Origin of the sequence: Kineobactrum salinum (assembly GCF_010669285.1) — a bacterium.
In the GTDB taxonomy this organism is placed as follows: domain Bacteria; phylum Pseudomonadota; class Gammaproteobacteria; order Pseudomonadales; family Halieaceae; genus Kineobactrum; species Kineobactrum salinum.
In genome coordinates this window covers 3,020,016-3,034,008 of sequence record NZ_CP048711.1, presented here as the reverse complement: position 1 = coordinate 3,034,008, position 13,993 = coordinate 3,020,016, and the positions used below count along the sequence as shown (strand labels likewise).

Annotated in this window: 14 protein-coding genes; 3 read left to right on the top strand and 11 right to left on the bottom strand. The window is 64.2% G+C overall.

What is annotated here, in order from left to right; genetic code table 11:
- Nucleotides 1-85: 85 nt before the first annotated feature.
- Together G3T16_RS13400 and G3T16_RS13395 are read left to right on the top strand one after the other, a co-directional pair.
- Nucleotides 86-1,648: an autotransporter outer membrane beta-barrel domain-containing protein gene (locus tag G3T16_RS13400; protein WP_163495690.1), complete on the top strand. Its 1,563-nt coding sequence runs from the start codon at nt 86-88 to the stop codon at nt 1,646-1,648.
- A gap of 129 nt (nt 1,649-1,777) precedes the next feature.
- Entirely contained in the window at nt 1,778-4,045 is a 2,268-nt protein-coding gene (locus G3T16_RS13395; protein WP_163495689.1) for a PKD domain-containing protein, read from the top strand.
- 200 nt (nt 4,046-4,245) lie between these two features.
- Here G3T16_RS13395 and G3T16_RS13390 read toward each other — a convergent pair whose 3' ends face one another.
- From G3T16_RS13390 to G3T16_RS13380, 3 genes are all read right to left on the bottom strand, one after another.
- Nucleotides 4,246-4,710, bottom strand: a complete 465-nt coding sequence (locus G3T16_RS13390) for a MarR family winged helix-turn-helix transcriptional regulator (protein WP_163495688.1) — start codon at nt 4,708-4,710, stop codon at nt 4,246-4,248.
- A gap of 383 nt (nt 4,711-5,093) precedes the next feature.
- A complete protein-coding gene (locus tag G3T16_RS13385) occupies nt 5,094-6,527 on the bottom strand; it encodes an amidohydrolase (protein ID WP_197911669.1) in 1,434 nt (477 codons plus the stop codon).
- Nucleotides 6,528-6,789: 262 nt separating this feature from the next.
- Nucleotides 6,790-7,143, bottom strand: coding sequence for a UrcA family protein (locus G3T16_RS13380; RefSeq protein ID WP_163495687.1), 354 nt, complete (start codon nt 7,141-7,143; stop codon nt 6,790-6,792).
- 243 nt (nt 7,144-7,386) lie between these two features.
- Between G3T16_RS13380 and hemH the strand changes: the two genes are divergently transcribed.
- Nucleotides 7,387-8,469 (top strand): ferrochelatase, encoded by a 1,083-nt coding sequence (gene hemH, locus G3T16_RS13375; RefSeq protein ID WP_163495686.1) that lies wholly within the window; start codon nt 7,387-7,389, stop codon nt 8,467-8,469.
- 60 nt (nt 8,470-8,529) lie between these two features.
- Here the strand turns inward: hemH and G3T16_RS13370 are convergent, their stop codons facing one another.
- From G3T16_RS13370 to G3T16_RS13335, 8 genes are all read right to left on the bottom strand, one after another.
- Entirely contained in the window at nt 8,530-8,979 is a 450-nt protein-coding gene (locus G3T16_RS13370; RefSeq protein WP_163495685.1) for a methyltransferase family protein, read from the bottom strand.
- Between the two features lie 21 nt (nt 8,980-9,000).
- A complete protein-coding gene (locus G3T16_RS13365) occupies nt 9,001-9,894 on the bottom strand; it encodes a ZIP family metal transporter (protein ID WP_163495684.1) in 894 nt (297 codons plus the stop codon).
- 71 nt (nt 9,895-9,965) lie between these two features.
- On the bottom strand, nt 9,966-11,096 hold the full coding sequence (gene proB / locus G3T16_RS13360; RefSeq protein ID WP_163495683.1) for a glutamate 5-kinase: 1,131 nt from the start codon (nt 11,094-11,096) through the stop codon (nt 9,966-9,968).
- Nucleotides 11,093-12,271 (bottom strand): Obg family GTPase CgtA, encoded by a 1,179-nt coding sequence (gene cgtA, locus G3T16_RS13355; RefSeq protein WP_163495682.1) that lies wholly within the window; start codon nt 12,269-12,271, stop codon nt 11,093-11,095. The genes proB and cgtA overlap by 4 nt, the downstream gene beginning before the upstream one ends.
- A gap of 119 nt (nt 12,272-12,390) precedes the next feature.
- On the bottom strand, nt 12,391-12,648 hold the full coding sequence (gene rpmA / locus G3T16_RS13350; RefSeq protein ID WP_163495681.1) for a 50S ribosomal protein L27: 258 nt from the start codon (nt 12,646-12,648) through the stop codon (nt 12,391-12,393).
- Nucleotides 12,649-12,663: 15 nt separating this feature from the next.
- Complete coding sequence (rplU, locus tag G3T16_RS13345) at nt 12,664-12,972, bottom strand: 50S ribosomal protein L21 (RefSeq protein ID WP_163495680.1); 309 nt, start codon at nt 12,970-12,972, stop codon at nt 12,664-12,666.
- Nucleotides 12,973-13,273: 301 nt separating this feature from the next.
- Nucleotides 13,274-13,708: a type 2 periplasmic-binding domain-containing protein gene (locus G3T16_RS13340; protein ID WP_163495679.1), complete on the bottom strand. Its 435-nt coding sequence runs from the start codon at nt 13,706-13,708 to the stop codon at nt 13,274-13,276.
- Nucleotides 13,708-13,899 carry a hypothetical protein gene (locus tag G3T16_RS13335; protein WP_163495678.1) on the bottom strand — a complete coding sequence of 64 codons (192 nt, stop codon included), beginning with the start codon at nt 13,897-13,899 and terminating at the stop codon, nt 13,708-13,710. The genes G3T16_RS13340 and G3T16_RS13335 overlap by 1 nt, the downstream gene beginning before the upstream one ends.
- Nucleotides 13,900-13,993 lie beyond the last annotated feature (94 nt).

Genomic DNA, 13,993 nt, shown 5'->3' with positions numbered 1-13,993 from the left:
ATTTCGGCGGACGATCCTCTACTCTGCGCGCTGGGCGGTGCGAACGGAAATTTCGCGCCGGGGGAAGGGGCAATGTGAGACACCCATGGACGCAGATCCAGTGCGCCACAATGGCGGTAACCACCACAGCTGTGGCGGGGACTTCAGTACAAATACAACTGTTGCAATACGTATTCATCGAAGCGTAATGCTGGCGGCATTGACGCTTGCCTGCGGCAGTGCCCACGCCTCACTGCTGACCCTGCAGGGCCAGTTCGACAACGCCGTGGAAGAGTCCGCGGCCGTGGCCAACCAGGCCACCTACGACGCTCTGCTGATGACCAATGGCGGTCCCTGCGATCCGCGCCAACGCCGCTCGCAGGGCAGTTGTTCCGGCAATGTCTTCAACGTCTTTGCCAGTACCCGCGAGTTGGTCGAGACGGCCAATGAACTGACGGGCCGGGGGCCGACCGAATTCAGCCTCGGGGTGGATCTGCAGGGCCTGGGCACTGCCCTGCGCTGGACTGCCGGCGAGGAATTTTCCGCCCAGGAATCCCTCAACGCGGATTTTGTCAGTGGACAGCTGTCGGGACTGGCCACGCGCATGGCCGCTCTGCGCAGCGGCGCCAGCGGTTTCCAGCTCGGCGGCCTGGCGCCGGACCGTGAGCTGGTGGCCGGGCTGCCCGCCGCTGCACGCGGCATGGGTGCCAGTGCCGACGCTGCCGGCGAGGTCTACGCGCCCTGGGGCGGCTTCCTGACGGCCAGCTACGGCTATGGCGACCGCCAGGCCACGGGCAACGAGGATGCCTTCGACTTTGATGGCCATGAATTGTCTGCCGGGCTGGATTACCGTATAGGTAACCGCTGGGTAGCCGGGCTTATCGCCGGTAGCAGTGAGCGCGAAATCGACTTCGAGTTGGTGGATCAGTATGTCGTCGATGGCGGCATCAGTTCCACCGGCTACAGCCTGCTGGCCTTTGGCCTGTTTCACTCGGACACACTCTATGTCAGCCTCGCTGCAGGCTGGCAGACAATGGAGTTCGAGACCGACCGCGCCATCAAGTACCCTTCGCTGAACCCCGATGTCGCCAGCGTGAACACCAGCACTGTCAGTACCACCGACAGCCAGTCCTGGTCCTGGAACGCGACTGTCGGCTACGGCTTCAGGTTCGCCGCGCTGGCGGTCGAGCCCTATCTCAAAGTCGACTATACAGACACCACCGTTGACGGCTTCACCGAAGCGGACATCAACAACGACGGCTTTGAACTGGCCGTGGCCCAGCAGGACATACGTTCCCTGGAAACGGTCGTGGGGCTTCGCGCGCAGTACACGCTGACCCCGCGCTTCGGGGTATTCACGCCCTACCTCGACGTGCAGTGGCACCGCCAGTTCGAGGCGGACAGCAGGGACATCAGCGCCCGCTACGATGCAGCCACCGGCAGTACTGATGACCGGTCCCTGGAATTTCTGGTGCCCACCGATGCGCAGGACCCGCAGTACTATGTAGTGTCGGCCGGAGTGTCCGCCGTGCTGCGGGGTGCACGCCAGCGCGGCCCCGACGATGCCATCTCTGGCGGCCTGCAGGGCTTTGTCGCCTGGCGCTCGGTGCAGGCGCTGGAATATTTCTCTCATGAGGTGTTCAGCGTGGGTCTGCGCTATGAATTCTGAAGCGGTCTTTGCCGGCACCGTCACTTCTGAAACCTCCGCCGAGAGCCCCTGTGGCACCCTGCGGCGCAGGGCCGGCATTCTGATCGCACTATTGATCCTGCAGGCCTGCGGGGGGGTGGTGGCAGCGAAGTGGGCAAGCAGGCCGACGCCAAGCCTGAAGCCATGGCCCAGCTGGTCGGTGCCTCGGCCAGCACGACCGGCACGGTCAACGCCCGGGCCGGCGCTGAGGTGCTGCTTACCGGCAAGGACAGCGAGGGCTACGACGATCCCATCCTGACGTTCAGCTGGCGCCAGGTGGACGATTCCGGTGTTCGCGTCGACCTGGTCGAACGCACCGCCAATTCAAGAGCATTCTCCGTGCCCGCCGTTACGGCTCCAACCACGTTGAGCTTCGAACTTACCGTCACCGACTCCGAAAACGAAAGCAGCACCGATCGGGTCAATGTCCGGGTGGAACCTGTGGCCGATGCCGACCTGTTCCTGCGCCTGAAGGTGACCGAACCCGCCCTCTATCAATATGCGCTGGTAGTGGGCAGAGAGCCGGGGGAAGCCGGTGCCGGCGAGTTTGTGCTGCGGCTGGACACCGTGGCCCGCTGGCCGGACCGCAATGGCGATCCGAGGCAGCGGCTGATCAGTTCCGAGACCATCCGCGGCCAGTGGCCACAGCAGGCGAGCGGCGCAGGGGCCATCGCTGACAGCCCCGCCAATCCGCGCTTCCTGCGGCGGCTGCCCACGCTGGACGCCGATGAGATCAACCGTCACTACGAGGCAGAGGCCGATCGCGATCTGCGCCTGGAGCCGGACCAGATCGACCGGGCCGGCATCTACCTGCGCGTGGTACTGGAATCCTTCGACCGCAATGCCCGGGTCCTGGCCCTGACCGCCGACGGCAGCAGCCGGGAGCTTTTGGCCACGGTCAACGGGGTGATCGACAGCGGCCTGGTGGCGGTGGACTCCCTGCACAGCAGGCCAGGGCTGGAATCGCTGGATTCCGCCAACAAATACTACGCGCTGATCGACGCGCCGCCGACGCTGGCCCAGTGGAAGGCACGCGCTGGGTTTCAGGCCGACCCCCGGGACCAGCCCGGGGTGGCACACGCCAACTACAACAACAATTATGACCTGGGTTTCGGGCGCGAGATGTACCTGCGGAGGGACCGGGACTGCGGCAATGTCTACTCCTATGTCAATAACTACCCGACCCTGGAGACCGCGCTCCAGGGGCGCAATCGCTTCGCCACGGTGGCGATGGAATACAGCCCGCTGGACCACGGCTGCCACGGCGACAAGCTGGTCAAGTTTTACGCCTTTGTGCCGGACCAGACCACCGGCGAGGACGTGCTGGCACGGAGCATGAACTTCGATGGCCGCGGCGAGCGCTTCGTGCCCGGCGTCTGCGTCGCCTGCCATCGGGGCTCCGTACCCGACCTGTCCGCCATCCCGCTGGCGGAAATTGATGGACTGGACGAGGCGCGCCGCTTCCAACTGGCCCACCTGGAAAGCAGCTTCATCCCCTGGGACATGGACGCCCTGCTGTTCGCCGATGACGATCCCGCCATCACCAGCGACTACAGCCGGCTCACCGAAGAGCAGCGGCAGCGCAATTCACGGGCCAGCCAGCAACAGCCGATCAGGGCGATGAATGAAGCTGTTCTGGCCACCTACCAGGCCCGACCGGAACGGTTTGCGGCCTCGATCAAGCTGATCCACGGCTGGTACGGTGCCTACCGCGACGCCGGTCCCTGCGAGCCGGACGGCTCCGACCCCATGCCCGCCACCATCACTCAGCTGCCCGACCAGACCTTCGACGGCAGCTTCGTCCAGTGCGGCTGGCGCGGCGAGGAGCCCCTGTATCACGAGGTGTTCGCCAAGCACTGCCGCAGCTGTCACACCCAAACCGATAACCTGGCGAAGAATTTCGAGACCGCGGCTGAACTGATGGACAATGCGTCGCTGCTGCCCTTTGTCTTCGACAGCGGCAGTATGCCGCTGGCCCGCCTCACTTACGACCGCTTCTGGGTGGACTTCAACAACGGCAGCTCCGCCGCTGCCACCCTGGCTGCGCGCCTGGGCCTGGATTCCACGCGCCGTCCCGGCCGGCCCCTGGCCCGCTTCGCCGTCACCGCGATCGACCCGGCCAGCGGCACGGTCAATGACTCCCCACGAACGGGAGACAGCGTCCGGCTCGACGCCTCAAGCAGTGACTTCGCCGAGCGCTTTGCCTGGTCGCTGACCAGCGACTGCGGTTCCACCCCCACGCTGGTGGGCGCCGCCGAGCGCGCCGCAGCCTTCAACCTGCCACAGCGCGACTGCGCCATCACCGTCACGCTGGAAGTCAGCAATGCGCAGGGCAGCGATATCAGTCAACAGACGATAGCAAGCCACCCTGGGCCCTGAGCCCTGAGCCCTGAGCCCTGAGCCCTGAGCCCTGAGCCCTGAGCCCTGAGCCATCAGGATGATTTCACGGCCAGGGTACCGGCGCGGCCCAGCGGCGAGACCGGCTCAGCCCTGCTCGCGCCAGTGGAGGATATGCCCCTGTACCGGTTCGCGGGCATTGCACTGTGCATCCAGCACAGCGATAGACCTGAACACGCCGGTCAGCTTGCCGGCGATCCAGGTTGTTCGAGCGTTTCCAGACGCAGTTCCAGCTTGTCAATAAGCCCGAACAGGGCCTCCCGTTCCTCCCCTGACAGCGGTTCCAGCAGCTCCGCCTCCCAGGCCAGGGCCTGGGGCTCAATGCGCTGATACAGGCTCTCCCCGGCATCGCTCAGGCACAGCCAGGCGGCGCGGCTGTCGCGACTGCAGGGGCGGCGCAGCAGCAGGCCGCGCTGTTGCAGACCGGCCACGGCCCGCGACACCCGCACCTTGTCCATGCTGGTCAACTCGCCGACCTGCTTGGCCTGGCGCTCACCGTATTTGGCCAGAGTAACCAGTACCCGCCACTCCGGGATGGTGATACCGAAGCGATCCACATAGATTCGCGACAGGGACAGGCTGATTTTCTGGGCGAGGTTATTGCAGCGGTAAGGCAGGAAATGATCCAGGCTCAGGGTGTGACTCATGGCAACCTTGGGGCGTGAGAAAACTGCGAGTATAGCGAGCGGGATGGATAGTTGCCATTGTAACTATCTTCGGTCTGTTGGAGAGAGCCGGCCGCATACGGCGATCATGTCCCAGCGCCTGGCCCGGTACCAATTATGGCAGGTACTTTAGAGTTTTTGGGACTTCGTAGCACGGTCGGCATCCTGCGAGGGTGCTTTCGAGACACGCCGTACCCAAAGCACTCGCTACGCTCATGGGGCAGGCTCTAAACCCGCACCCGATAAAGCGGGGGTGGGCTCTCCCTGGGGGCTCGGATGCCTAGGCGGCCCCGCGCATCCATGTCGCATACGGTCTCGAAAGCACCCTCGCAGCACGTCGACCTGCTGTCGGAGCGAGCTGCTGATCACCGCCGGTAATCCAGCGGCGGTTCGCGATCGCCCAGCAGCGCGCGATATTCAAAATCCTCGCCCCGGCGCTGGAGGAATTCCCGCTGCGCCGCGCGCACCAGTTCTGGGTCCTGGAACAGGTCGGCCGCGGTCAGGGCCATGGACTTGGCGGCCACCATCATCCCCTTGCTGCCGATCGCGGTGCCGCCGGCGGCGACCGCCTGCCAGGTATGGGGCGCAGTACCGGGAACCCAGGTCGCGGCCCGCAGCTCCGTCGTCGGGACCTGCCAGCTGACATCGCCTACATCGGTGGAACCCATGCCCTGTTCCAGTTCCATCGGTTCGATACGCGCCGCCGCAGCAGCAAGATCGTCGGCGTTACCCTGCAGGGATTTCGCAAGTTCACGGGCATAGGCCAGATCCTCGATGTCGTACTCGACCCCGCCGACCTGGTTCAGGTTGGCATACATCGCCTGTGCCAGCGTTTCATTGGGCAGGACACTGTGGTTGCCATGGATGACCTCGAAATCCATCTCGGTGCCGGTGCCCTGGGCCGCGCCCTCGGCGGTGGCAACCAGCCGCTCCCACAGTTGTTCCAGTTCACTGGCCTGGGGATGACGCAGGTAGTAGAACACCTCGGCAAAATCGGGAACCACATTGGGGGCGGAGCCGCCACTGGTGATCACATAGTGCATGCGCGATTCCTGAGGCATGTGCTCGCGCATCATGTTGGCCATCAGGTTCATCGCCTCAACCCCGTCGAGCGCGGACCGCCCCCGCTCCGGTGCTACTGCCGCGTGGGATGAAATACCGCGGAAGCGGAATTTGGCAGACTTGTTGGCCAGGGTTGTCGCAGGGTTGGCGGCATTGCGGTCAGAGGGATGCCACACCAGCACCGCATCAACATCGGCAAACAGACCGGCCCGCACCATATATACCTTGCCCGAGCCCCCCTCCTCTGCCGGCGTGCCATACAGCCGCAGTGTGCCCTCTATCCCGTTGTCCTCCATCCAGTGCCGGACCGCGATCGCCGCGGCGGTGGAACCGGCACCGAACAGATGGTGGCCGCAGGCATGGGCACTGTGCTTGTCGGGGTCTTCTTCGCGGTGCGGGGCTGCGGTCTGGGAAATACCGGGCAGCGCATCAAACTCCGCCAGCAAGCCGATCACCGGCTCGCCCGAGCCGTAGCTGGCGACAAACGCCGTGGGCAGGCCCGCAACGCCCGCCTCAATGGCAAAGCCCTCCGCCGCCAGGGTCTCCTGCAGCAAGCCCGAACTCTCGGTCTCCAGATAGCCCAGTTCCGCCTGCTCCCAAATGGCATCGGCGATACCGGCAAAGCGCGCCTGCTCCCGCTCCAGATAATCGAGCATGCCTGTCTCATCCGCGGCCAATGCCGCGGCGGGTAACAGGCCCAACAGCAAACCCAGGGATTTCAGCGTGAATGTCATCATTCTCGTCCTTGCCTGCGGGTGAATGACAACCTTACCACCGCATCGCGACGCCGCAAATGTTTGTCACGGTAATGGAAAAAGGGAATCGCGCTCCAGAGCGATTCCCTTGAGGCTCCTGACAGGGGTTGCAGGAGCGGAATGGTGTACTTGCTGTCCCAGAGGTCAGAGGTCGACTACCAGGGTAGAGCCATCGACCGGGGTGCGGCACCCCGGTCGATGGCTCGGCGTTCGAAGTGCCAGCCTGATGCCCGGGGAGCTGGTGCTAGTCGTCAAGGCTGGCCATGCGACCGGCCGAGGCCTGGGCCAGCGCGTCGGACAACGCCTGGTGATAACAGGCCTGGTTCCTGGCGGCCTGCCGCGCACCACCGGCCTGCCGGTAGCCGCTGGGGCCACAGACCTCTCGGGCAGCCTGGCTGAGGCGGTAATACATGGTGTCCTGGCCCTCGCTGGATGCCAGGTCGAGATCGGCCACGGACACCGCGACACTGCGTACGGCGACAGCCTGTGACTGGACCAGTGTTTCCGTGTACGCTTCCGCCATGGCCGAGGTTGTCAGCAGGGTGCTGATGCCAAAGACAAGTGCGCCGATACGGGTGCTAATCTTGCTGCTGTTCATGGTGCTCTCCTAACGGAATGTCCGTGTCTGTCTGGGTTCGATGAACCGCGACCCTTGTCGCTGTCCGTGAACACAAGATTAGGAGAGCACCGGGGCTGGCAAAAGATGCTTTCGGCCAGTTGCCAGGTGGCGTCGATGAAGCGTGCGAATCCGGCGACGAACGGCTGGCGCCACATCGTCCAAAGGCGGCCGGCGCCGCCCCGACAGGCATCCATTTTCACTAACGGACGGAACTATACGCCCATGCGCTATCGCGGAACCAATGACTACGATCACAGCCAGCCGCCCAGGGTAGGTGTACTGCTGACCAATCTGGGAACGCCGGACGCACCGGAGAAATCTGCCCTGCGGCGCTATCTCAAGGAGTTTCTGTCGGATCCACGGGTGGTGGAAGTGCCGCGCCTGCTGTGGTTTTTCATTCTCCACGGCGTCATTCTCAATGTGCGCCCCGCGCGCTCAGCCAAGGCCTATCGCAGCGTCTGGACAGACGCCGGGTCACCGCTGCTGGTGAATACCAAAGCCCAGGCGGAGGCGCTGCGGGCCAGCCTGGGCGCCCTCCATGGCGATGCCGTGGTGGTGGACTATGCGATGCGCTATGGCTCCCGCTCCATTGCCGAGCGGCTGCAGGCCCTGCTTGCAGGCGGCGTCCAGAAACTGCTGGTGCTGCCTTTGTACCCCCAGTACAGCGGCCCCACCGCGGGCTCCACCTTCGATGCCCTGGCAGCGGATTTCCAGCAGCGGCGCTGGCTGCCGCAACTGCGTTTTGTCGCCCAGTACCACGACCACCCCGCCTATATTGCGGCCCTGGCCAACAGCGTCAAGGCGCATCGGGAACAGTACGGTAGCGCCGACAAACTCTTGATGTCCTACCACGGGGTGCCGCAGCGCTATCTGGATCAGGGCGATCCCTATCACTGCCAGTGTCACAAGACCAGCCGCCTGCTGGCAGCGGAGTTGGGACTGATGGAGGGAGAATACCTGACCTGTTTCCAGTCCCGCTTCGGCCGCGAGCCCTGGCTAACACCCTATACCGACGTGACCCTGCAGGGCCTGCCCGCCGCCGGTGTGCGCTCCGTCCAGGTTGTGTGTCCGGGCTTCGCAGCGGACTGCCTGGAGACCCTGGAGGAAATCGGAGTGGAGAACCGCGATTATTTCCTGACAGCGGGTGGCGAGCGCTACGAGTACATTCCCTGCCTCAACAGCCAGCCCGCTCATATCGAAGCGCTGACCCGCATAGTCAACGAGCAACTGCAGGGCTGGTTGCCGCTGGACGCGGACGGCGAGGCGACGGCGCGCCGGGCACGCCTCCTGGGTGCTGACCGGTAGCACCCCACCCGACCGAACGCGGCCCGACCGAACGCGGCCCGACCTGAACACCGGCCGGCGTTACAGCCAGCGCCGGACCCTGCTGCGGTAGGCGGCGAATTCCTGGGGAAACAGATTCTGCAACAGCGCCTCTTCCGCCCGGATGTAGCGCCACTCAATGATGACCATGAACAGGGGCGGCACCAGCAACGCGGTGGTGGCGCCGACAGTGATCGCGCAGCCGAGCAGAATGGCGGCCATACCCAGATACATTGGATTGCGGCTGTAGCGGTAGACACCGCGGGTCACCAGCGCCGACACATTGCCGAACGGAATCAGGTCGGTGCCGGCGCGTTTGAACAGGCCTCCGGCGAGCACCAGCAGCGTGAGCCCGGCAATCAGCACCGCGCCCCCCAATAGCTGGCTGGCCGTACTGGTAAAGCGCGGCCCGGGGAAGAACTCATTGCAGGCGAACACCAGCACAATACCCAGCACCAGCCAGATGGGCGGGTAGATGATGCGTTTGACCATAGCGCGAACCTCCTGATCGCCTCAGTGTAGGGGCAGGTGTGCGTTGCCGGGCTCCACGGCTCCAATGGCGTAGGCCAGGACGATGCCGGCCAGGAACACCAGCGTCAGCTTGCCGCGATCGTGACTGTGGAAGTGGACTTCCGGCAGCAGGTCACTCAACGCGATACAGATAAACGTGCCGGCGGCAAATGCCAGCGCCACCGCCACCGCATAGTGGCGGGCATCGCCCAGCAGGTCCACCCCGAAGTAAAACAACATCGCGCCCAGTGGACACATCAGCGCGAAACCCAGGTTGGCGCAAGTCCGGGACCGCGCACTCCAGCCGCCGGCCTCCATGATCGTGGTGATCGACATTGCATCCAGCGGCTTGTGCAGCAAAATCGCCAGGAATACGCCCACCCCGGCCGGGCCTGCCGCGTGCCCCGCCTCGCCCTGCAGGACCGCACCCAGTGCCACGCCGTCGATCAGGGTGTGCAGGCCCAGGCCCAGCGCCAGTCCCACCCAGCTGAAGCGGTGCGCTGCCGCGGGCGCATGGTTGTGGGCATGCGGGTGGCCATGGTCATGGTCATGGTCATGGTCATGGACGGCAGCGTGAACCTGCTGCCGGTGCCCCACATCGCTGAAGTCATGTTGGTGAAAGTGGAACATCCGCAGCAGCAACAGCATGACGATCAAACCGATCATCAGCCACCAGACAGAGCTGTCCGCGCCACGGCCTTCCGGTTGCAGGGCAAGGCTGTGTGGCAGCAGATGGTAGAATGCCACGCCCAGCATCAGCCCGGACACGAAGCTCATCACCAGCTGGGTGCGGGTATGAGTCATCCTGATCCAGGAGGGCAGCAGCCCGCCCGCCAGCGACAGCAGTGCAATCGCCACGCTGTAGGCGAGCAATAACCATTCAGTTGAAATATTCATTGAAGCCTGCCGTCCATCGATCCCTCGTGCGGTCCTCGCGTTCCATTGTGCCCGGAACATGCCCCGGGGCTTTACAGCAGTACCAGATTATCGCGATGGATCAGTTCCTCATCGCCCTGGTAACCGAGTAACCCTGCTATCGCTGCGGATGGCTGGCCGATGATGCGTCGGGCCTCCTCGATGCTGTAATTGACCAGGCCCCGCGCCACCTCGCGGCCGTCGGGGCCGTGGCAGGAAACCATGTCGCCGCGCCTGAACCCGCCCTGCACGGCACGTACCCCTACCGGCAACAGGCTGCGTCCCGCTTCGCGCAGGACCCTTACCGCGCCGTCGTCCAGTTCCAGGCTGCCGGCAATCCGCACCATGCCCGCCAGCCACTGCTTGCGCGCATTCTGGGGCTGCTTGCCGGTGCGCAACCAGGTACCTATGCCGGCGCCGGAGGCCGCCAGCGCAACGACATCCGTCAGCCGGCCACTGGCGATCAGCGTCTCGGTGCCCGAGCGGGCCGCCAGACGCGCCGCGCGCAACTTGGTCACCATGCCGCCGCGGCCCAGTGCGCCGCCCTCTCCCGCCATGGCGTCCAGGGACGGGTCATGCACCTCGCAGCACGGCACCAGCCGGGCCTGCGGGTTCTGGCGCGGGTCCTGCTCGTACAGGCCCTGCTGGTCCGTCAGCAGCAGCAGCGCGTCCGCATCGATCAGATTGGCCACCAGGGCAGCCAGGGTATCGTTGTCGCCAAAGCGGATCTCGTCGGTCACCACGGTGTCATTTTCATTGACTATTGGCACCACGCCCAGGCGCAACAGCGTGGTCAAGGTGGCGCGGGCATTCAGGTAGCGGTCGCGGGCAATGATGTCGTCGTGCCCGAGCAGGATCTGCGCCGTGGCGATGCCGTGCTGGCGGAAGGCGGTTTCATAGCTCTGGATCAGAATGGACTGCCCCACCGCGGCCGCGGCCTGCAGATCATGCAGCGATGCCGGCCGCCGGGGCCAGCCCAGCCGCACGATCCCCGCAGCCACCGCGCCGCTGGACACCAGCACCACCTCGCAACCGCGCTGACGCAGGTCCGCCAGCTGGTTCACCAGCTGAGCGATGATTGCGCTGTCCAAACCGCGGCCATCGTCGGTGAGCAGCGCACTGCCCACTTTCACCACCCAGCGCCGGGAGGCGGCGACTTCAACCCGAGCGACTTCAGTGTTCAATGTACGTACTCCACCTCCACGTCGATATCATCACTGTCATCATCATCGCTTGCGCTGCGCCGATGTCGGGCCCGCAGTTCCTCGATCCGTTCCCGGGCCTCCTGCTGCATGCGGGTCTGCTGCTCTGCTTCTGCCTCGGCCACCTCGGGATCCTCTGCCTCCAGTGCCTGCTGCTGCTCCAGCTGGACCATCATGTCCTGGCACAGGCGCTCGGTGCCAAGGCCGCTGATGGCGGCAATTTCGTACACCGGTGCCTGCCAGGCCAGGGTCTGCAGCAGGGCTTCGCGTCGCTGGGCCAGCTCTTCGGGACTCAGCAGATCGGTCTTGTTCAGCACCAGCCAGCGTGGACGCCGGGCCAGGGTTGGACTGAAGCGTTCCAGTTCGCGCTGGATCGCGAGCGCCGCGGCAGCCGGCTCGCTGCCGTCGAAGGGCGCCATGTCGACCAGGTGCAGCAGGATACGGTTGCGGGTCAGGTGCTTCAGAAAGCGGATACCCAGCCCTGCCCCTTCCGAGGCACCCTCGATCAATCCGGGAATGTCGGCCACCACGAAACTGCGGTGGGAATCGACCTTGACCACGCCGAGATTCGGTATCAGGGTCGTGAAGGGATAGTCCGCCACCTTCGGCCGGGCCGCGGATACAGCCCGGATAAATGTGGATTTGCCGGCATTGGGCAGTCCCAGCAGCCCCACGTCAGCCAGCACCTTCAACTCCAGCTTCAGCGAGCGCTGTTCACCCTCGGAACCGGCTGAAGTCTGTCGTGGAGAGCGATTGGTACTGGATTTGAAGCGGGTGTTGCCCAGGCCGTGAAAGCCACCCTGGGCCACCACCAGCCGCTGCCCGTGACTGGCCAGGTCACCCAGTATTTCGCCGCTGTCCTCATCGATGATCGTGGTGCCGAGCGGCACCTTCAGTACCAGGTCCTCACCACTCTTGCCGGTACAGTTGCGGCCCTTGCCGGCCTCGCCGCTATCGGCCCGATAGCTGCGCACGAACCGGTAATCGACCATGGTATTGAGGCTGTCGTCCGCTTCGATGATGACACTGCCACCGTCGCCGCCATCGCCGCCGTCGGGCCCGCCCCGGGGGATGTACTTCTCCCGCCGGAAGCTCAGGCAGCCATTGCCGCCGTGACCTGCAAACACCTTGATACTGGCTTCATCTACAAATTTCATGGTCCTGCCACTTCACCGCTCGCCGGGGCCCGCACACTGCCGGCCCGAACTCGCTGGAGTATAGAAAAAAAAAGCCCCGTCAGTTGACGAGGCTTCTGTTCAATCACCGGGATCGCCGTTCAGGCGCTCACCACCTGAACGAACTTGCGGTTGTTGGGACCCCGGACGACAAATTCAACCTTGCCCTCGGCAGTCGCAAACAGCGTGTGATCCCTGCCACAGCGAACGTTGTCACCGGGGTGGAAACGGGTACCGCGCTGGCGCACGATGATGTTGCCCGCCTTGACCGCTTCGCCGCCGAAGCGCTTGACGCCCAGGCGTTTGCTCTCGGAATCGCGCCCGTTACGGGTACTGCCACCTGCTTTCTTGTGTGCCATTGTCGCTAACCTCCTTTACGCCGTAATGCCAGTGATTTTCACTTCGGTAAACCACTGCCGGTGGCCGGTTTCCCTGCGATAGTGCTTGCGGCGATTGAATTTGACGATCTTCACTTTCTTGTGGCGGCCATGATTGACCACCTCGGCGGTCACCTTGCTGCCGGCGAGCAGCGGCGTGCCAATTTTGAGCTCGTCGCCGCCGACCATCAACACCCGGTCAAACTCGACCGTAGCGCCAGTGGCCGCTTCAATTTTTTCCAGCTTGAGGGTTTCGCCCTCCACTACACGGTGCTGCTTGCCACCGCTTTCAATCACTGCGTACATGGTATTCTCCGTTCAGTTAGCCTGCTCGCAATCCGAAAAAAACCCTTTGCAATCAAAGGGGGCAGAGCGAGGCACAAACAGTGTTCCAAGGGACTCTGAACGGCCGCCATGACGCGGGCCCGTGACAGAGGGCGGCGATTTTACTGAAATCGGTGGCCGCAGGCAAGTTTAATCGGCCCTGAGTTCCAGTTCTAGCAGCTCAACCAGCGATTGGTCTCACGTTCGGCTCTGACGACGCTACAGCGAGTTGATACGCCCTGCGGGCGCCACCTTGTCCGGTTACGTTGGTTCGGGAGTTCCCTCAGGGGACCAGCTCCAGTGCCTTGACGCTGCCGTCCAGGCTGGCTGCGTCGATGTAGCCGATCATGCCCGGTGTGGCCGCGATCAAACGCTTCACTTCCTCGTCGTTCGCTACTTGCCGGGGTGGCCGGCCCCGGCCAGTGAACAGGATCTTTGACCAGTGCGCCTTGATCTGGGCCGGGGACCGGCCCAGTATGTCGCGGTAGAAAGCTTCCCTGATATCGCGGCCTTCGGCCTGATCCAATGGCACGGCCCGCAACTCGCCAGGCAGGTAGCTGGACCGGCCCAGAAAGACGCTCTCAAGTTGCGACGCCGGCAGACTCTCCACGGGGGTGTCGCCGGAAACGACCACAGCCAACTCCGCCCAGCCGTTCGGGCTGGCCAGTACGCAAAGCGCCGCCACCGCTGACCTGATATTCGCTCTGTTGAAACCCATCAGAACACAAAGTCCATTGCAATACTGATGACATTGGTGCTGTCCCCGGGGGTAAAGGCGGGGCCAGGATTGGCCAGGCGGCCCGCGTAAGGCGCTTGTGTACGGATATGATCGATCTGTAGTTTGAGCACGGCATTCGGGCTGAAGTTCCAGCGCAACCCGGCCGCCACCCGCTTCTGGGATTGAGTCACTTGATCGATCAGCCCCTCCACCCCACTGTTGAGAGCCGCCGCGACCAGGGCCAGGTCGGGGGGGAGCCCCTCGGTGGGAATGGCGGCGGTGTCG

Bases quoted from the DNA above. Each gene is read 5' to 3' on its own strand.
- G3T16_RS13380 (WP_163495687.1), bottom strand. From the start codon at position 7,143: ATGAACAGCAGCAAGATTAGCACCCGTATCGGCGCACTTGTCTTTGGC.
- G3T16_RS13365 (WP_163495684.1), bottom strand. From the start codon at position 9,894: ATGAATATTTCAACTGAATGGTTATTGCTCGCCTACAGCGTGGCGATT.
- cgtA (WP_163495682.1), bottom strand. From the start codon at position 12,271: ATGAAATTTGTAGATGAAGCCAGTATCAAGGTGTTTGCAGGTCACGGC.
- G3T16_RS13400 (WP_163495690.1), top strand. From the start codon at position 86: ATGGACGCAGATCCAGTGCGCCACAATGGCGGTAACCACCACAGCTGT.
- G3T16_RS13340 (WP_163495679.1), bottom strand. From the start codon at position 13,708: ATGGGTTTCAACAGAGCGAATATCAGGTCAGCGGTGGCGGCGCTTTGC.
- G3T16_RS13385 (WP_197911669.1), bottom strand. From the start codon at position 6,527: ATGATGACATTCACGCTGAAATCCCTGGGTTTGCTGTTGGGCCTGTTA.
- G3T16_RS13390 (WP_163495688.1), bottom strand. From the start codon at position 4,710: ATGAGTCACACCCTGAGCCTGGATCATTTCCTGCCTTACCGCTGCAAT.
- hemH (WP_163495686.1), top strand. From the start codon at position 7,387: ATGCGCTATCGCGGAACCAATGACTACGATCACAGCCAGCCGCCCAGG.
- rplU (WP_163495680.1), bottom strand. From the start codon at position 12,972: ATGTACGCAGTGATTGAAAGCGGTGGCAAGCAGCACCGTGTAGTGGAG.
- rpmA (WP_163495681.1), bottom strand. From the start codon at position 12,648: ATGGCACACAAGAAAGCAGGTGGCAGTACCCGTAACGGGCGCGATTCC.
- G3T16_RS13370 (WP_163495685.1), bottom strand. From the start codon at position 8,979: ATGGTCAAACGCATCATCTACCCGCCCATCTGGCTGGTGCTGGGTATT.